Origin of the sequence: Streptomyces sp. NPDC001410, from assembly GCF_042895235.1 — a bacterium.
Taxonomy (GTDB): Bacteria; Actinomycetota; Actinomycetes; order Streptomycetales; family Streptomycetaceae; genus Streptomyces.
The window spans coordinates 27,166-43,435 of record NZ_JBIAWE010000029.1; the positions used below are offsets into that span (position 1 = coordinate 27,166).

The 16,270-nt window shown below is 66.6% G+C and carries 16 protein-coding genes and 3 pseudogenes; 13 read left to right on the plus strand and 6 right to left on the minus strand.

Translation table 11 applies throughout. The features are described from left to right. Positions 1 to 370: 370 nt before the first annotated feature. Together ACFY3C_RS42370 and ACFY3C_RS42375 are read left to right on the plus strand one after the other, a co-directional pair. Positions 371 to 736 (plus strand): annotated as a pseudogene (locus tag ACFY3C_RS42370) (HAD-IA family hydrolase); the annotation flags it as partial. Positions 737 to 1,090: 354 nt separating this feature from the next. Next, on the plus strand, positions 1,091 to 1,594 hold the full coding sequence (locus tag ACFY3C_RS42375; protein ID WP_390774693.1) for a hypothetical protein: 504 nt from the start codon (positions 1,091 to 1,093) through the stop codon (positions 1,592 to 1,594). A 117-nt stretch (positions 1,595 to 1,711) separates the two neighbouring features. Here the strand turns inward: ACFY3C_RS42375 and ACFY3C_RS42380 are convergent, their stop codons facing one another. From ACFY3C_RS42380 to ACFY3C_RS42390, 3 genes are all read right to left on the minus strand, one after another. Next, positions 1,712 to 1,966, minus strand: coding sequence for a hypothetical protein (locus ACFY3C_RS42380; RefSeq protein ID WP_390774694.1), 255 nt, complete (start codon positions 1,964 to 1,966; stop codon positions 1,712 to 1,714). Positions 1,967 to 2,313: 347 nt separating this feature from the next. After that, positions 2,314 to 2,748 (minus strand): hypothetical protein, encoded by a 435-nt coding sequence (locus ACFY3C_RS42385; RefSeq protein ID WP_390774695.1) that lies wholly within the window; start codon positions 2,746 to 2,748, stop codon positions 2,314 to 2,316. A gap of 57 nt (positions 2,749 to 2,805) precedes the next feature. Beyond that, positions 2,806 to 4,125 (minus strand): serine/threonine-protein kinase, encoded by a 1,320-nt coding sequence (locus tag ACFY3C_RS42390; RefSeq protein ID WP_390774696.1) that lies wholly within the window; start codon positions 4,123 to 4,125, stop codon positions 2,806 to 2,808. A 103-nt stretch (positions 4,126 to 4,228) separates the two neighbouring features. Here ACFY3C_RS42390 and ACFY3C_RS42395 point away from each other — a divergent pair, with 103 nt between their 5' ends. From ACFY3C_RS42395 to ACFY3C_RS42420, 6 genes are all read left to right on the plus strand, one after another. Beyond that, positions 4,229 to 4,639, plus strand: a complete 411-nt coding sequence (locus ACFY3C_RS42395) for a restriction endonuclease fold toxin-2 domain-containing protein (RefSeq protein ID WP_390774697.1) — start codon at positions 4,229 to 4,231, stop codon at positions 4,637 to 4,639. 28 nt (positions 4,640 to 4,667) lie between these two features. Continuing rightward, positions 4,668 to 5,102, plus strand: a complete 435-nt coding sequence (locus ACFY3C_RS42400) for a hypothetical protein (RefSeq protein ID WP_390774698.1) — start codon at positions 4,668 to 4,670, stop codon at positions 5,100 to 5,102. A 238-nt stretch (positions 5,103 to 5,340) separates the two neighbouring features. After that, complete coding sequence (locus ACFY3C_RS42405; RefSeq protein ID WP_390774699.1) at positions 5,341 to 5,658, plus strand: hypothetical protein; 318 nt, start codon at positions 5,341 to 5,343, stop codon at positions 5,656 to 5,658. 36 nt (positions 5,659 to 5,694) lie between these two features. Then, the gene (locus tag ACFY3C_RS42410; RefSeq protein ID WP_390774735.1) at positions 5,695 to 6,369 is read left to right on the plus strand and encodes a Type 1 glutamine amidotransferase-like domain-containing protein; all 675 of its coding nucleotides are present in this window, start codon (positions 5,695 to 5,697) and stop codon (positions 6,367 to 6,369) included. A 273-nt stretch (positions 6,370 to 6,642) separates the two neighbouring features. Continuing rightward, positions 6,643 to 6,828, plus strand: a complete 186-nt coding sequence (locus ACFY3C_RS42415) for a winged helix-turn-helix domain-containing protein (protein ID WP_390774700.1) — start codon at positions 6,643 to 6,645, stop codon at positions 6,826 to 6,828. A gap of 82 nt (positions 6,829 to 6,910) precedes the next feature. Next, positions 6,911 to 7,372: a transposase gene (locus ACFY3C_RS42420; protein WP_390774701.1), complete on the plus strand. Its 462-nt coding sequence runs from the start codon at positions 6,911 to 6,913 to the stop codon at positions 7,370 to 7,372. On the opposite strand, the gene ACFY3C_RS42425 is transcribed toward ACFY3C_RS42420, so the two are convergent. Beyond that, positions 7,359 to 7,769, minus strand: a complete 411-nt coding sequence (locus ACFY3C_RS42425; RefSeq protein ID WP_390774702.1) for a hypothetical protein — start codon at positions 7,767 to 7,769, stop codon at positions 7,359 to 7,361. The two genes, ACFY3C_RS42420 and ACFY3C_RS42425, sit on opposite strands and share 14 nt — an antisense overlap. 880 nt (positions 7,770 to 8,649) lie before the next feature. Here ACFY3C_RS42425 and ACFY3C_RS42430 point away from each other — a divergent pair. The 3 genes and pseudogenes from ACFY3C_RS42430 to ACFY3C_RS42440 all read left to right on the plus strand — a co-directional run bounded on the left by ACFY3C_RS42430 (position 8,650) and on the right by ACFY3C_RS42440 (position 12,104). Continuing rightward, positions 8,650 to 9,279 carry a hypothetical protein gene (locus tag ACFY3C_RS42430; protein ID WP_390774703.1) on the plus strand — a complete coding sequence of 210 codons (630 nt, stop codon included), beginning with the start codon at positions 8,650 to 8,652 and terminating at the stop codon, positions 9,277 to 9,279. A gap of 313 nt (positions 9,280 to 9,592) precedes the next feature. Next, positions 9,593 to 10,423, plus strand: a pseudogene (locus ACFY3C_RS42435) (IS5 family transposase); the annotation flags it as partial. A gap of 148 nt (positions 10,424 to 10,571) precedes the next feature. Then, positions 10,572 to 12,104, plus strand: coding sequence for a hypothetical protein (locus ACFY3C_RS42440; RefSeq protein WP_390774704.1), 1,533 nt, complete (start codon positions 10,572 to 10,574; stop codon positions 12,102 to 12,104). A gap of 23 nt (positions 12,105 to 12,127) precedes the next feature. Here ACFY3C_RS42440 and ACFY3C_RS42445 read toward each other — a convergent pair. Further along, positions 12,128 to 12,307: pseudogene (locus ACFY3C_RS42445) on the minus strand (IS5/IS1182 family transposase); the annotation flags it as partial. Positions 12,308 to 13,377: 1,070 nt separating this feature from the next. On the opposite strand from ACFY3C_RS42445, the gene ACFY3C_RS42450 reads away from it, so the two are divergent. Further along, positions 13,378 to 13,902: a hypothetical protein gene (locus tag ACFY3C_RS42450; RefSeq protein ID WP_390774705.1), complete on the plus strand. Its 525-nt coding sequence runs from the start codon at positions 13,378 to 13,380 to the stop codon at positions 13,900 to 13,902. Between the two features lie 262 nt (positions 13,903 to 14,164). Then, on the plus strand, positions 14,165 to 14,779 hold the full coding sequence (locus ACFY3C_RS42455; protein WP_390774706.1) for a hypothetical protein: 615 nt from the start codon (positions 14,165 to 14,167) through the stop codon (positions 14,777 to 14,779). 1,126 nt (positions 14,780 to 15,905) lie between these two features. Here the strand turns inward: ACFY3C_RS42455 and ACFY3C_RS42460 are convergent. Beyond that, positions 15,906 to 16,202: a zeta toxin family protein gene (locus tag ACFY3C_RS42460; protein ID WP_390774707.1), complete on the minus strand. Its 297-nt coding sequence runs from the start codon at positions 16,200 to 16,202 to the stop codon at positions 15,906 to 15,908. Between the last annotated feature and the right edge of the window lie 68 nt (positions 16,203 to 16,270).

Genomic DNA, 16,270 nt, shown 5'->3' on the forward strand with positions numbered 1-16,270 from the left:
CCCCCGGCGCCACGAGACGGTCAGGCCGGGCCGCACGTCATCCTCACCACCCGAACAGCCGACCTGACACAAGGCTTCTGACCTGGATTGATGTCCCAGTCGAGCTAGTCATGTGGGGCTCAGACACGGCTTCTCAGCACCGCCCGACCCACCCATCGATGCCGTATGCCCCGCTGACACCGAGATCGAACACGCTCACGGGCTACCCGCCGGCGCACGCGCGGCCGCAGCCTTCGCCCCGGCCCGCATCCACCCCGCCGTCACCGGGCAGATCGCCGACGAGCAGTGGAGATCCGCCGTGGCGGCCGACCTCGCCAACAGTTGAGGCTCGAAGGAGTAGGCCCGCGCCGCCGTAGCCGCCTGGAGCGAACTCCTCCCGCTTGCCGACCTGGAACTTGTGGACCTGCTCACCCGCGTCCGCGACGTCGCCTCCGTGTCCCTGGTCTCCAACGGAACCACCCGGCTGGAGCAGGACCTCGCCCATCAGGGACTGGACGGCTTTGCCCACACTGTCGTGAACACCGCCCGCATCGGCGTCGCGAAACCCAACCCCCGCGTCTACCGCATCGCTGCCGCACGCGTCGGGGCCACGGCTGAGCGCTGCCTGTTCATCCACCTGTTCATCCACGACACCCAAGCCAACGTCACCGCAGCCCGCGATGCAGGAATGGCCGCCCACCACTGCCGCGGCCCCGACGGACTGTGCATGACGCTCGCGCCCCTGCTCAACCGGTAGCCCGCGTAGGGCTTTCTGCCCGCTGCGCTGGGCCGCCCGCCTTTGAGAAGGTTGATGTCGAGACCTGGGTGCCCATCCCAGGGCGCCGCATACGCGATGCACGTCCGCGATTCAGTGATGGTGAGCCTCCGCCTTGTCGCGCCGGCCGATCGTCGTCCCGAGCCCGCTCGCTGAACGGTTCTCCGGAAGCGCGGGGACCGAGGTGACGTCGACCTGCCAATTCAGCCGTGGTCACCCTGTACGTCAACTACGGTGCAAACGCTGCCGAGCGGGTACCGGAAACTCGACCCCGTTCCCTCTCGTCCGGGCCTGGCCTGTGACTGCTTCCGTTGAGGTGTCTGGTTGGATTCGGACATGGGCAACGGTAGCCACGAGGAATCAGGGCTCTCCAAGAGCACCTGGAGCGACGCAGATTTCGAGGAGATGGGGTGGCACGACGCCACGATCCACGGCTTGTCCGTCCAGCCGACCGACGACATCCTGCCGCGTCTTCTCCTCGACCTTGACTACATCGTCCGCTGGGTCCACCCGGTCCCGCCCGCAACACACTTTTCGTTCTGGGTCTCACCGGCGACACTCGTCTTTGAAGATGTCTTCGACCTTGAGGGCGACCTCGACTTCAAGGGTTTGGCCCTGGACTTGGAGGTCGACAGGGTGCACCGGCTGGTGCCGGACGATGCCCGCCCGAACTTTTCGCACTGCCCGCTCTGGCACATCGAAGGCCACGCGTTCGACTTGAAGTTCCGGGCCTCCGGCTTCCATCAGCACTTCCGGCAGCCTCCGAGGCTCGTATCCCGACAGGCACTGCCCTATGCCGAGCGCGGGGGTTGCGCCTTCACCGAGCTTGGCTTCAGCTGACTTGTGACCTTCCGAGCCATCTGCCAACAGTGAGCACAGCAACCGTGCCGACCCAACCTGGGTCGGCCAGATCTCAGACGCAGTCTGATGCCGCCCAGCGCCACTACAGCACTGGGTTCAGGCCGCGATGCCGAGTTCGGAGCGGGTGCGGTGGATGAACTCGCGGACGGCCGGCTCGCGGCGCCAGGGGGCGAGGGCGGTGTTGAACTCGCGGACGTAGTCCTTGGCCCGGCTGGACTGGACGCGGGCGAGGATGTCCACGGACCGGTTGCCGAGTCCCAGGCCCTGGTCGAGGTCTCGGGCCTGGAGGTGGGCGGTCCCCACGATCGTGAGGCGCATGCCGACCGAGCGGGTGAACACCCCGGTCGGCATGGCGGCGGCCTGCTGGTTCCAGGCGAGCGCCGTTTTGGGGTTCTTCGGACCGCGGAAGACCTCGGTGGCGTCGGCGGAGAGGCGGACGTGGTGATAGAAGTCGATCCAGGCGGGCTCTGCGCCGCTGGACGCCTCTGCCCGGCTCAGGAGGGTCTAGGAGGGCCTTGGAAGCCTTCAGGACCCGTGAGGCGGCCATGGCATCCCTGTCGCGGGCATGGGCACGGGCCTCGATCAGCTTGGCGAACGCCAGGACCTGGGAGCGGCCTGGCCCCTGGCCCGTTCGAAGGCGCCCTGGGCCATGTCGACAGCCTCGGAGGCGAAGCTCCGCAGCAGTGACTGCATCGCCATCAGGGCGGCCAGGGCGACTTCTGCTCGCCGTTCGGGTTCCGGGCGGCGTGGCGGCGGGGCTGCGGGCGAGGGCGTTGCGTACGGCGTACTCCCAGGACCTCTGCGGTCCGCCGGGCATCGTAGATCGGGACTTTGTCGCGCTCTGCCAGGTACAGGGCGCCCGGTGCGGAGGCGGCGAAGTCGAGGATGCCTGCCTTGGTGGTGGTCCAAGTCGTGCGCCCGGTCGTGGGTTCGACTGACGTGATCACCGTCCTGCTGGGTTGTTGATCATGTTTCAGCGAGGTCCGGATGGCGTACAGGCCGTTGGATGTCGCGGCGAAGACCTCTCCGCGACTCAGCGGCCGTTTCCACCGGGTGCCGCGGGTGGCCACGTCGATCGCCCGGATCTCGTGCCTGGCCGGATCGGTGAGGTACAGGGTCTTGGTCTTCCGCACGATCTGCGCTGCCTGAAATCCGGGGGTGTCCAGAAAGCTGTCCGGGATGAGCCGGGTTCACAGCGTCCTCCCGGTGCCGGCATCCAGCGCGTAGAGCCGGGAGGGCAGCATTGCCCAGCCGCCGGGTTCGTGGCGGGCACGTTCTCGCACGATGAACACCATGCCGTGGGCGATGCCGAGCACGGCCGTGCCACCGTTGGGGGGAGTGAAGTTCCGGTACTGGTCGGCCGGGGCGCCGCTCGTCCAGGCGATGCGGCCGTCGTCGTAGGTGTTGATGCGGGCGATGGAGCCGTTGCCGGTGGCGCAGTAGATGACTTCGTCGTACGCGGAACACCTCTGAAGGCCACCGTTTCCGGCGAGCGTCGTCTCCCAAGGGTGCCAATCTGGGTGGGCACGGCGGGTGGTCGGCGCGGAGGTCGGGGAGGAGGGCCAGGCCGCCACGGTGGCGATGCCGGTCGCCGCGGACGCCAGGACCGTGAGAGCCATCAGCCACGCGGGGACTCGCCGATTCAGCCCGTGGACCGCGAGCGCACGGAGTGTGCGGAGCGCCGTGGCGCGGATGGCCTTGCGCGGCGGTTCGGAGGGAGCGAGGGCTGCCAGCACTTCCTCGGGGGTGGGCCGTTCGGCCGGAGCCTTTCGCAGACAGGCGGCGACCACGTTGTGTAAGGACTCGGGCAGGGCGCTGAGATCCGGCTCCTCGTGCTTGCTCAGGTGGGCCGAGGCGTAGGGGCTGCCGGCTTCGAATGGACTGCGTCCGGTCGCGGCGAAGACCAGCACACAACCCAGGGAGAACACATCGGCCGCCGGTCCGGCGTCGGAGAGCGTCGTGAACTGCTCGGACGCCATGAAGGCGGGAGTGCCGACGATCTGGCCGGCGGCGGTGAGGGGTCTTCCGTCGACGGCGCGGGAGACGCCGAAGTCGATGATCAGTGGGCTGTCGTCGCTCAACAGCACGTTGCCCGGTCTGAGGTCGCGATGCACCACCCCCGCCCGGTGAATGTCCCGCAGGCCACCGGCCAAGGCCCAGGCCAGCGCCCGGAGTTCCGGCTCGTCGAGCGGTCCACGCTCCCGTACGCGGGCAGCGAGGGATTCTCCCAGGACGTAGGGACTGGCCATCCACGGATCCGGTGCGTGTGGATCGGCGTCGATGATCGGCACGATGTGCTTGCTGTGGACCATGCGGGCGGCGGCGACCTCCAGCTCGAAGCGGGCCCGGAACTCCGGGTTCTCGGCCCACTGACGGCGTATCACCTTCAGGGCGACTGTCTGACCAGACGCGGAGTATGCCCGGTACACCACTCCCATCCCGCCCGACCCGAGCCGGCTCTCCAAGCGGTAGCTGCCCACCCAGGTGGGATCGTCCTTCAGCAGCGTCACCCAAGCTCCCCCTCGCATACGGCTTCTGCCGGAGACAGAGAGTGAGCGTAGAGCCCCCGAGTGGCCGTCGGTGGCGTGTTACGCGGATCAGTGGACCCCGCCAATGCCTACCAACTGCGGACCCCCCGGCTATCCCGAGCGGCTGATACCGCTGCCCGCGGACGCCCGCAAAGGCGCCATCGCCGCGGACGGGATGCGGCCGGCCGACGGCTACATGGTCGATGCAAAGTACGTGCAGGACACGGACGACGAGTACAAGAAGACCTCGTGGCGCACCCCGGACACCTTCGCGCTCGAAGACCAGTACGACAAGAACGGCAAGAGGAAGTGGAGCAAGAAGGACATCCTCGTCGGCAAGGACGAGGACGAACTCGACCACTACAGGCAGGCCATGACGCACCACGAGCAGATCCGCGGCCTTGAGATCATCACCAACGACTACGACGCGGTCGCCTACTGGCAGGCGCTCATGGCGGCACAGGGCGTCAAGGGCACCTCCCGGTACGTGCCCTAGCCCCGGACGACAAAGGACGCACCCCGCTGTGGACCTCGACGAATACCAGACGACCTACCTGCTCTACGCACCCGCCAAGAATCCCGGTGGCTGGAACCTCGACCTTGCCGCCTTCGGCGCCGCTCTCGAAGCGGCGTTCCCCGAGGTGCGCTACGAGACCCGGCAGGGCAGGCAACTGCGCCTGTCCTTCTGGGCTGTGACGGAGGACGGAATCGAGTTCACCGGCCTCGCCAGCAACGAAGGCCGCGACACCGTCGTCCTCACGGACAACACCGCCGATGAAGCGGCCGTCTTCATCGCCTGGCTCCGCGACTCCTTCCTTCCCTCCCCGGACCTGATCCGCTTCAGCTCGGAGCCCGCCGTCGAAGCGGGCATCGAGACGGACTGCCGCATGCCCGCGAGTGGAGACACGACGCGCATTGCCGAGGAGCTGAAGCAGTACATTCAGGTGGTCGAACGCTGACCGCCACCATGACCGCTTAAGTTGGCGGCCCTGGTTGACGCCAAACGCCACCGTTTTCCAGGCCGCCTACCTGCCCATGCCCTCAGCACGCGCGGGCTGGTGGGCTGCCGTTGACCGGCGGGTCCGCACCGGCCCAGCAGTGGCGCAGGTTGCCAGCCTGGCTATGCCCATGAGATCGGGCTCTGGCCCACTTCTTGTGGTGGGCTCACTGACGGTGATGTCAGTGGCATGTGGTGAGATGACCGCGCGCTATCAGCCGCCTGGTGGAAAGATCGTTCCGATGCCTGTGTACCCGTCGCTGACCCGTGCTCTGGCGCAGGCTTTGGTCGATGTTCTCTGGTTCGTTGAGGGGTGCGAGGACGAGCAGATGGACCCAGATGACGCGGTCAAGGTCTTGGAGGGTGTTGCCCATCTTGTGACTCAGCTGACGAGTTATCAGCGAAGCGAGTTCATCGACCTACTCGGTTCGATGGCTGCTGAGGAGACCGATCCGTCGCGCCGCGAGTTCTTGGAGGGCTTCCCCGAAGGTTTTGGACTCGTTGAGAATGACTCCTGACCTGGGATCGATTCATAATTCCTCGGGAAGGACATGATGAAGCTTCTCCTCACCGACTCCGGTATCAAGAACACGAGCATCCAGGATGCGCTGGTCGACCTTCTGGGTAAGCCGATCGCCGATTCCAGCGCCCTCTGCATCCCCACCGCGGGGTACGGGGCCCCCGACGCCGATCCGGGCGGGCCATGGCGATTCATCAGCGGACGATCTCCCAGCCCCATGACCGAGCTGGGGTGGAAGTCGGTGGGCGTGTTGGAACTCACCGCGTTGCCCAGCATCGACGAAGCACGCTGGGTCTCCTGGGTCCGGGAGGCCGACGTCCTGCTGGTCAATGGCGGTGACGCGCTGTACCTGGGGCACTGGATGCGGGAGTCCGGGCTGGCTGAACTCCTGCCGTCGCTGCCCGACACGGTCTACGTGGGACTCAGCGCCGGGAGCATGGTGATGACCCCCCGAATCGGGCAGGACTTCGTGGGCTGGAAGCCGCCCACCGGCGGCGACAGCACGCTTGGCGTGGTTGATTTTTCGATCTTCCCGCACCTGGATCATCCGGCCTGTCCGGAGAACACCATGGCCGCGGCAGAACGATGGGCGGCCGGGATCGCGGGTCCGGCCTACGCGATTGACGAGCAGACCGCTATCAAGGTGGCCGACGGCGCCGTCGAAGTGATCTCCGAGGGCCACTGGAAGTTGTTCAACCCGACCCCATGAAGCGTTCTTCCGGAGCGTGTTCGTGGCGCAGCACCGGCCTCGTTCGATAACGACCAAGGGGCCATCAGCAGGTCACGCCGGAGCCGAGGCGTGCCGGCATGCCCTTGCCTCCAAGGGGCCCGGCGGCACCCGGTGCAAGCTCGACCCGCAACAACTCCGCCTGCTGGAGACGGTGCTGGATGCCGGCCCTGCCGTATTCGGCTGGCCTGACCAGTGCTGGTCGCTGGCGCGGATCGCTGACGTCGTGCGTCGCCGGTTCGGCGTCGAGTACCCGTGGCCGGGCTGGACCTGCTGCTGCACCGCATCGGCTGGAGCGTGCAGGTCCCTTCCCGCAAGGCCACCGAGCGGGACGAGGCGAAGATCGCCGCCTGGAAGGACGAGCAGTGGCCCGTCATAAAAAGAGGGCGGCGGACCTGGGCGCCTGGCTCTGCTTCGAGGACGAAGCCGGCCAGGGCCTGAGGCCGCCGAAGGGCCGCACCGGGGCCGACGGGGCCGCACCCCGGTAGTAAGGGTCACCGCCGCAGGCACCAAACGAGTCTCCATGGCGGCTCTGATCTGTACCAAGGCCGGTCACCGGCCCCGGCTGATCTACCGCGTCCACCTCGACCGAGGTCCTGCCAAAGGCCGCCGCAAGGGCTTCACCGAGACCGACTACCCCTGCCTGCTGGATGCCGCGCACCAGCAGCTCGGCGGCCCCGTCGTTCTGGTTTGGGACAACTTGAACACGCACGTCAGCCGCACCATGCGCGAGCTGATCGCCGCCCGATTATGGCTGACCGTCTACCAGCTGCCGCCCTACGCTCCCGAGCTCAACCCCGTCGAGGGCGTGTGGTCGCACTTGAAGAGACCGCTGGCCAATCTCACCAAACACAGCCTCGACCAGCTCACTGCGCTGGTGAAGACACGGTTGAAACGGATGCAGTACCGCCCCCGCCTCATCGAGGGTCTCATCACCAAGACCGGGCTCGACTTTCAACCGCCGTCAGCTGTTAAAGATCTCTAGTCAGAATGCAGTGGGGATCGTCGTTGTCTTCGTCGCCCACGCGGGTCCAGAGCATCAGAGTCTTTCCATGCCGCAGAGCGCCAAGGACGTCTCCCACGTCATCCCCCTTGGGGCCTTTGGCGTCGAACGACCGCCAGACGGCGGTCCCTGTCTTGCCGGAGTCGTCTTTCCAGGTGCCCGATCCTGACCGGGGTCCTGTCCAGTTCCAGTCCGAGGCGCCCATCCAGTCGCCGCATACGTTGTTGGCGGTGAAAGTTCCATCTGGCTTCAGCGTCAGGGTGCCGCCGTTGGCGTCGGTCCATGTGGTCGTGAGTTCGGCTGGCTTCAGCACGACGGATTCGCCCTCGGGCGGCGGCCGGTTCCAGATCCTGCCGCAGGCCGTGAGTGCGAGAGCCATGGCAAGGAGGACCAGCGCGGTCCGGCAGGAACGCAACACACTCCACCTCCAGCGGTTTCTACAGGTCGCGTGCGCGACCGGGGAGATCAAGGACGTGTTCCGCAGCCTGGCATAGAATTTGAACACGTTCAAGTTTGAGTTGACGGAGACGGAGCCCCACGGGTCGTCACGGCCGTACCGCAACGAAGTGCCGCAACCGCAGCGACCGATGGCGGTCGACCTAGACCCCCCCATCGCCCGGAAGCGGTCGTAATGGCCCTGAATGGCCGATCTGTCTAGAGCTACGGATCAGAAGATTGAGAACAGCCCAGCGGCAGCATGGTCCGCGCCAACCACCAGGCGCGCGAGCGCTGACTTGGCGGGCGCACTGCTGATCGCCCAAGCCAGTCGTGCCGGATCCGTTCCAGATGGAGCAGGATCCTGCGGGGAATGACGGACATGCACGGCGTCTAGGCCCCAGCGCGCCGAAGGCTCGCCGTTGGCCAGATCAGGCGCGAGTCGAATTGCGCACTGGGGTGACAGAGATGCCTGGTCGTGTGCGAGGATTCCGGCTCCGCATACGTGTTTGCCGAGGTCGACCGGAGACCCGTGCCAGCCATACCGCTGCCCACGCCGTCTGAGCCCGGCTCCAAGCGCAACCAGAAGGGCCGCGGACTAGCGATTGCGGGTGTGCTAGCGCTCGGTGGGGTCGTGCTGGCGATGAGTCGGATAATCGGGGCAATCTCCGGTGACGCCGACGAAAATCCGGACAAGTAGATGTCCGGCGCAGGCGACCGGTCGGCCGTAAGCCTCGCGGTGGGCGACTGCTTCACTAGCTCGCAGCACGGAGAGGTTCTACTCCGCGGTACCTGTGCCATGCTCCCGGCCACACGAGGGCGAAGTGTTCGCCACGGTCGCTCTCACCGGGTCCCGCGGCGCCGACGACTTCCTCGCAAAACAGTCATACCACCAGTGCAGCGATCGGCTGACCGACTACGTCATGGACGACTGGTCCTTGCCCCACACGATGGGCATCAACTACTACTACCCGACCCGTGAGGTCCAGCAGTCGGGTAACAGGACCGCCACCTGCTTTACGGCCGACACGGACGGTCAGACCACTGGCAGCGTACGCGAGCAGGAGACCAGCCTGGCAGCAGACCAGCTTGCCTTCCTCAAGCTGGAGCTGGCCTCAGCGCGCGTCTTCCAGACCTATCCGCACCTGGGCAGCGTGGCCGCCAGTCGTGCCTGGGCTGCGAAGATGGCGGACGCGCTGGACCATGAGGCAGATGGCCTCGACGTCGCCAACTGGTCTGCCGGTGCCAGGCCCAAGGTCACCGCCTACGTCGGGGAGCTTCGAAAGAGCGCCGAGCTGTGGAGCAAGGCCGTGGCGGCACGTTCGGACAACAGTTACTGGGACCGTTCTGACGACGCCTGGGACCACCCTTCCTACAAGTACCAGCGGGACGTCCGAAAGGCTCTGCGGCTGGCTTCGGATGTCCCCGCCACCTCTTTCGGGCCTCCGTTCTAGGTTCGACACGCCTCGGGTTGCTGATCGGGCCTGCCTGATTGGGCCGCCTCTCGAACCGAAGCGCCGTCAGCACAATTCGGTGCGTTCGGGCGCACGGTGGAAGCGGTGGCTGGCCCCATCCTGTTGGGCAGCTACCCGGCGTGGGTGGCTGCTCGCCGATCCCTAGCGCTGGATGCCGCAACCTCAAGGCCTGGCGGATCCTCACCAAGCTCCGCACCGGCCCCGACCGCGCCACCGCCCTAGAAGGCGTCTGAAATGCCTGTCAGGGCAAGCCGCCTGGTAGCGGGGCGGTGACGCACGTTCGGGGGCTGGGGTGTGCGGGCTGCGTACCCGTTACTCGACGTATCTGTCTGATCCGGATTGGGAGATCCTCTGTCCGCTGGTTCCGGCGGTCAAGCCTGGTGGACGGCCGGCGAAGCACGCGCGGCGGGAGATCCTCAACGCGCTGGTGTACTGGCTGCGGGCCGGTTGTGCCTGGCGACTCCTGCCGCATGACTTACCGCCGTGGCAGACGGTTTACCACTACTGGCGGCGCTGGCAGAAGGATGGCGTGTGGGAGCGGATGCTGACGGCGCTGCGGGAACGCGAGCGGTGCAGCTGGGCCGGGATCCCACTCCCAGTGCCGCCATCGTGGACAGTCAGAGTGTTCGGGCCAGTGAACGCGGTGGTCTGCACGGCTACGACGGCGGCAAGAAGGTCAGCGGCGTCAAGCGCCACCTGCTCGTCGACACCCGCGGCACTGTCCTGGTCACCTGCGTGAGCTCGGCCAGTGTGGGTGACCGCGATGGCGCCGTGGTGCTGTTCTCCCGGGCTGCCGACGCTTTCCCGCGCCTGCGGCACGTGTGGGCGGACCAGGGCTATCGCGGCGCCGACTTCCACGCCTGGGCTCTGGAGGCCAGGCATCACCGTGGAGATCGTGCAGCGCCGCGACGGTGGTTTCCGCTCGACCTGGGCCCGGGTGGGGGCACCGCAGCCGGCAGTGCCCCAGTTCGCGGTGGTCCCGCGCCGTTGGGTGGTGGAGCGGACGTTCGCCTGGCTGGGACGGTGCCAGCGCCTGTCGAAGGACTACGAGTACCTGCACGTCTGTTCGGAGAATGCCATCTACCTTGCCATGGCCATGCTCCTGGTGCGTCGCCTCGCAAGATGGGCCCGCTGCCAGGCTTTTCAGACGCCCTCTAGCTCCAGACGCAAGCGCGAGGTTCGCCAGAGACGGCCTCGACGGCGTACGGGGTCTTCAACTTCTTGGAGTTCGTGACTTCCGGCAGTCTTCGACCATTGCGAAGATCATTGCCATGACCATCCCGTTCCGCATCGACCGAATCCTCAGTGACCGTCCCTTCGCCGAGGTTGGTGAACCCACTCTCGCGGTCGACGACGAGCGTCGCCGTCTGCTGGCAGTGGCGGGCACACACACGGCGGTGGCGGGCATACAGGAGTTCGGCAGCACTGCGCCGGTTGGTGTCTACGGCACCGATGATCTGGCCTGCCGAGCCCTTCTCCGGGCGCGCTACCCCGTGCACGCAATGGCCTTCCACCCCGCGCTGCCCCTACTGGCTGTCGGCACGGGCAGCTACGACGGCGGCTACTTCTTTGAAGGGGAACTCCTCCTCCTGGATTTGGAGACGGGCGTGCCCACGTCGCTCATCGAGCACGATCTCGGCCGCCAGGTCCTGGGCCTGGAATGGCTCAACGAAGAGGACCTACGTGTGCTGATGGCACCGCCTGACGACTGGCAGGACAAAGATGCATGGGGCGAGGGGCACGTGGCGGTGGTGCGTCGGCCCGACTGGAGGGCCGTATCACCCCGGTCGATCACCGCATCCGACCTGGCCGGACCACGCGTGACGGTTCCGCGCCCCGACGGCCGAGAGGACGCCCGTCGGACGGTCTCCTCTCTGAGCGCCGACTGGGATCCGCGGTGCAACGTCCGCGCAGTCGAGGAGCTGTCCGACGGCAGGATCCTGGCAACCCTTGACGGGATCCAACTGGAGTCCTGGCTGCCGTCGGGACAGCGGCAGTGGGCTGTTCCGGACGACGAAGGCGGCCGGGACCTTGTCATCGCGGCAGATGAGCAATCGGCCTGGGTCGCTCTGGTCCGGCCCGAGTGGGGAAAGCATCCTCAGGCCGTGGTCCGGCTCTCGCTAGCGGACGGGGCACAGCTCGACCACCTCACTCCCTCCGCCCCGGTGTCCCTGGTGCGCGGCGCTGACGGCATACCGGCCCTCGCGCCTGCAGGATCAGCCGGAGAACGGAGCAGGCTCCGCATCCGGCGTGGCAGCCGCATCTACTCCCGGGAGGCCGTGCGCGCGGAGGGCGAGCGGAACCCCGGCCCGAAGGAAACGTGGCTCGTCGCAGCCGACCTGGAGGCGATGCCGGTTGCCGAACGCCCGCGCGAACCGACGAAGGCGGAAGTCATACGGCTGTTCCCCTACTCCTGGATGCCAGGTGAGACACACTTCGCCGGCCCTGGCGTAGAGACCGCAGATGGTGGCCTCGTGCATGCCGGCACCGTCTACCACGGCCACGGGTTGCAGCCCGACGGCTCGTTCGTCGTACGACGCAAACCAACGAATGGGCAGCCGGCCTGGGTCTTCCGGACGAACCGGAAGGCCACCGGCCTTGATTGCGACGCGGACACCGTCTATGTCACCTACGACGATGGCGAGATCGTCGGGCTGAATCTTCATGACGGCACCGTGCGCTGGCGTCGGCACCTCACCGTAGCCGCAGTGCCCGCCGTACCGACGGCACTGACCCTGGCCCAGCCTGGTCGGTTGCTCATCGGCACCAGCGACGGGCGACTTCTGGATTGCTCGATCACATAGGGGGTTGCAGCGTGCGTGTCGGGCCTGTTGATGCGGCGCTCGACGGCGTTTCGCTGCTTGTAGGTGTCGCGGTCGAAGGCCGGTGGTCGGTCACCGGACCGGCCTTCGCGCCTACGTTCGGCGATCTGGTCAGCCGGCTGCGGGATGACCGCACGAATGCCCCGTCCGCGCAGGTGGGTTCTGACGGCGCGTGAGGAGCACGCCTACTGAGCTGGCTTCGTTGATTTCTAGGGGCTCTGGTCCACTTCTTGTGGTCGCGGACGCAGCGTGACCGTGGCGCCTGACTGCGAAGGCGGTGTCAGTGCAGCTGGTGATGAGAGCGGACCTGCATGTATGGCTTGGCCCGCCAGTCGTCCAGGCTTGAATCAGGCGTGAGTTGCGGCGTGTGAAGAGGTGATTCTTTTGGGCTGTCTCGTCTTCCCGCGCAGTACTGGCGCCAATCGCACGGGGAAGGCAACGTAGGAGCAGCCCTCGCAATTGCGGCCAACTGTGCCTCAACACAGCAGTGTTGAACTCTGCGATCCAGCTGAACAACTGGAGATGACCGCAACGTTTGAGCAGGTCAGAGCCATCAGTTCTTCAGATCTGTCTCGCACTGTCTCACCGGCTTCCGGTTCTTTGAGCTCCTTGCCCATGCTGAGGAACCGAAGCGAGTCGCGTATGGTTCGCTTCAGGCACGGCTGTTGGCACCTGACATAGGGGGCCTTCCTGTGCCCGGCTCTTCGTCATTCTTCATCTGTTGGTCCAGACGGGGTGACGGAAGCATCGCGTGGGTGCTGGTTGCAGCCTCATCTGCGCCTCTGTGTGTGTGGCGGGGGCCATCTGCTGGGCCCCGCCCATGCGTCGAAAGTGGAGGCTGGCTGGCTCATCGGGACGGTGTCGTGGCCTGCAGTGTCGGGTCCAGCACCTCGGAGCAACGTGAACGGCCCAGCCACAGACCTGTCTGAGGACGTGAGTATGAACTCTCAACGGCCCCGTCAGGGGCACGCTACGGCGCCCTTGCCGCCTGATCCGGCTGTTGCGCGGGCAGCTCCACGACAGCCACCACTTGTGAGGGAGGCGCTATGGAGCTGACGTGGAGGACTCCCGCAGTGACCAATGAGCACGCGGAGTTGCCTGACCGCGCGAGTCGTTGATGAGGATCTTCGAGAACTCACCACTCCCACTCTTCGCCTCAGGCGGGTTCTCGCCCAACAGGGCACTTGCTGGTGCTGCTTGCAAGTGCTCGAGCGCACTCTGGCGGCTGTAGCGCCGGTCCCCGACACTGCCGGGCGTGGCTGACAATACGTTTTGGATTGCTGCGCTCACCGGCGGAACTGCTGTTCTGGCCAGCTGGGTGACCAGCCGAGGGAACACCAGAGCAGCCCGCATCCAGGCCGACGCTACGACAGCGTCGCAGCGCCTGCAGCGGCTGTACGAGGCTCGTCGGGCGGTCTACCTGGACCTCATCCAGCAAGGTCAGCGGATGGCTGAGCTGTACTGGAAGGTGCCCGAAGTCCACCGCTTCAGCGCCCCTGAGAGCCGGTCGGTGACGCTCGAGGATTTCCGGGACCGTATTCGGGACACCTACGGGGACCTGAGGCGGGCTGTGCGAGTCATCGAGCTGGAGGGGCCGGACGAGGCGGCTGCTGCAGCGTACGCGGTGAAACAGGCAACAACTGATCCGTATCAAGCCCTCAACTCCGTCATTGCCGAAGAGGCAGGCGCAGAGGCCCGCTTCGACGCCTGTTACGGCCCCTACTGGGCGGCACTCGGCCGCTTCGTCGACGAGGCGAAGAGCGCTCTCCATGACACGTAGAAGCCACGGTCTCCGCGGTCTGGCGGATGAGTAATCGAGCTGAGCAGGCCCTGTCGGGGACCTGAGGCAGGACTCCAAGGCGTGCCGGCATCGTCTGCAGTATGAGGCTCTATCGTCTGATCAATCGCCCGGTGTCGACGTTCACGTAATTGGCTCTGACCGCAGTTCCGTGAATCCCGAACACGGGGCGGCTGGCCTGGTACCCGACGCTGCCGTCGGTGAACGCCACCTTGGATTATGGGCGATCGGTACGCTGACCCCCATGGGGCTGGACATCACGGTGATGATCGCAGACTGGTCATGGCTGGGGGAGGTTCCGCCCCGGGAGCGACTGCCGCGGCTGAGGAACGCCTGGTATGCCGACGAGACGGGGCTGTGGAATCACGACGCGCCGGTGGTCGAGGGCGACTGGGGGTGGCCACGGGGACCCAACAGCGCCTTCTTCGCCATATACGAGTTCCTGCACACCTGTGGCTCGTTCAAGGCGCACTTCTGGGCCGGGCAGCGGTGGGAATCCGTCCGCGACCATGTTGATCCTCTGGTGCGGGCTGAGTTGGACACGTTGTTGCTCGGGTTGATCTGGGTCGGGCTGGACGGTGAGGCGCAGCACATGGATCCGGGCTTCTTCAGCGACGACCCCAGTGTCTATGGGCTGCTGCTCGCACGGTCACCAGACGGCGTACGGGAGCTGGCCGCGACCTGGGAGCGGGTACGGCCTCGCCTTGACAGGATGCAAGGAGCCTTCACCGAACATGCCGCCGATCCCGAAGGATGGGTCGGCATCTTCGGCGCATTCACAGACCTGCTGGCGGAGTGGGGCCACGTCCTCACCGAAGCCGCCCGACGAGGCTGGGGCATCGTGGGGCTGAGCGAGTAGAGCAAGGCCGTCCCTCCGGAACCAGGACAGTCCTCAACCGTCCTCCTCGCCACGACAGGAGACACCCTGTCTGAATGATCCCCTGTTCGCGCCACTGACCTGGGGATTCACGGAACCGCGGACAGAGCCACGTAATTCCCCAGCGGCAGGCTCAACGAAGCCCGCTATGCCCAGGGTCACGCCGACCTTGTCGCCGTCGTCGACGGACCGCCCGTGACAGGCGGGGACCGTTCGCGGCGTTGGCGGCAGCGGGGGTTCTCGTAGCGAAAGGTTGGAGGTTCGAGTCCTCCCTCGCGGTCTGCAAGAGGCCCACTGCCCGCGGTGGGGAACTCGACCTTCCCTGCTCTGCCGTCCCGCCGCTCTACCGGGGGTTCCTCCCCGCCGGCTTCGGGAGCGGGCTCTTCGCGCTTTGGTTGCTGCTGGGGATTGTGGCCCTGCAACGCGGGACAGGCCCGGCGACCGCGTATGAGCGCAGGCTTGCCCGGGAGTACTTTGAGCGCTGGATCCATCATCGGGACCACGAGGTGCAGACAGCCCTGCGCGAGAACCGCCAGCCTGTCCCAGACCGACGGTTCCACGTGAAGCACAACCGTCTGCCCGTCCTTGAGACATATCTGCTGTGGAGCTTCCTTGCTCTCGGCCTGTTCGGTCTGCGGGCCGTGCTCTCCTCCCTCGATACCTCCGGCCATCTGGGTCCTGCGGACGCGCCAGCCATCGTGAGTGCCGCGGTCGGCCTCCCAGCTCTAGTGGCCGCAGGGATCGCAGTCATCCCGCGCGTCATACGTGCGTGGGGAGCACAAGCCAGAGTCTCGGGGGCAGGGGATGCTGCCGAGGCAGCCGGTCGCGCCGAGATCATCCGGGCGGAAAAGGAAGGTGAAGCAGCCATAATCCGTGCCCAGGCTGAGCTGCGCCGGGCAGAAGCCGAGTACAAGCGCGCCGAATTGGGCCTCGACCCATTGCCGCCCGCAGCTCCTCTGTCTGGACCAGACACGCCGGCCGCTCTCCCCGCGCCGAGCAGCAACGGAGACGTCGCCTCCGAAGGCTCACGCCCAGACACCAGCCCCGCCCCGTAAGGCCGGGGGCCAGTCCTCACATGCGGTTCCCTCCCTGCGCGGCCTCAAGTCCTCTACGAGGTCAGCAGTTGCAGCACGGCAGATGCCCCCGTGATGCGGGGGTAACAGTCATGGCGGCGTGCCGAGGCAGAGCCCGGGAGCTGCAGCCTCGGCACGTGGGATGGTTCAGCGCCTGGTTGTGGCTCGTCGCAGCAGATCCGCACAGCCCCACCGCGCCGCTCGAGCACTGCCTCGATCAGGTCACCCACCATGGTCTTCCCGGTGCCGGGCTGACCTCCGACGATCACCACGACCGGTTGCTCCTGCGGTACGGCCTGGCGAGCAACCGGCAGGATCACCCGGTCCTGCATGTCGCGGCGCTCCTGCTCCGACAGCGCTGCCGTTACCAGCCGCCACCTTGATCACACACCAGAAGGTA

Excerpts from the sequence above, each read along its gene's own strand:
- ACFY3C_RS42455 (WP_390774706.1), top strand. The coding sequence starts at position 14,165 with ATGGGGCTGGACATCACGGTGATGATCGCAGACTGGTCATGGCTGGGG.
- ACFY3C_RS42375 (WP_390774693.1), top strand. The coding sequence starts at position 1,091 with ATGGGCAACGGTAGCCACGAGGAATCAGGGCTCTCCAAGAGCACCTGG.
- ACFY3C_RS42420 (WP_390774701.1), top strand. The coding sequence starts at position 6,911 with ATGGCGGCTCTGATCTGTACCAAGGCCGGTCACCGGCCCCGGCTGATC.
- ACFY3C_RS42410 (WP_390774735.1), top strand. The coding sequence starts at position 5,695 with ATGAAGCTTCTCCTCACCGACTCCGGTATCAAGAACACGAGCATCCAG.
- ACFY3C_RS42440 (WP_390774704.1), top strand. The coding sequence starts at position 10,572 with ATGACCATCCCGTTCCGCATCGACCGAATCCTCAGTGACCGTCCCTTC.
- ACFY3C_RS42405 (WP_390774699.1), top strand. The coding sequence starts at position 5,341 with ATGACCGCGCGCTATCAGCCGCCTGGTGGAAAGATCGTTCCGATGCCT.
- ACFY3C_RS42460 (WP_390774707.1), bottom strand. The coding sequence starts at position 16,202 with ATGCAGGACCGGGTGATCCTGCCGGTTGCTCGCCAGGCCGTACCGCAG.
- ACFY3C_RS42380 (WP_390774694.1), bottom strand. The coding sequence starts at position 1,966 with ATGCCGACCGGGGTGTTCACCCGCTCGGTCGGCATGCGCCTCACGATC.
- ACFY3C_RS42425 (WP_390774702.1), bottom strand. The coding sequence starts at position 7,769 with ATGGCTCTCGCACTCACGGCCTGCGGCAGGATCTGGAACCGGCCGCCG.
- ACFY3C_RS42395 (WP_390774697.1), top strand. The coding sequence starts at position 4,229 with ATGCCTACCAACTGCGGACCCCCCGGCTATCCCGAGCGGCTGATACCG.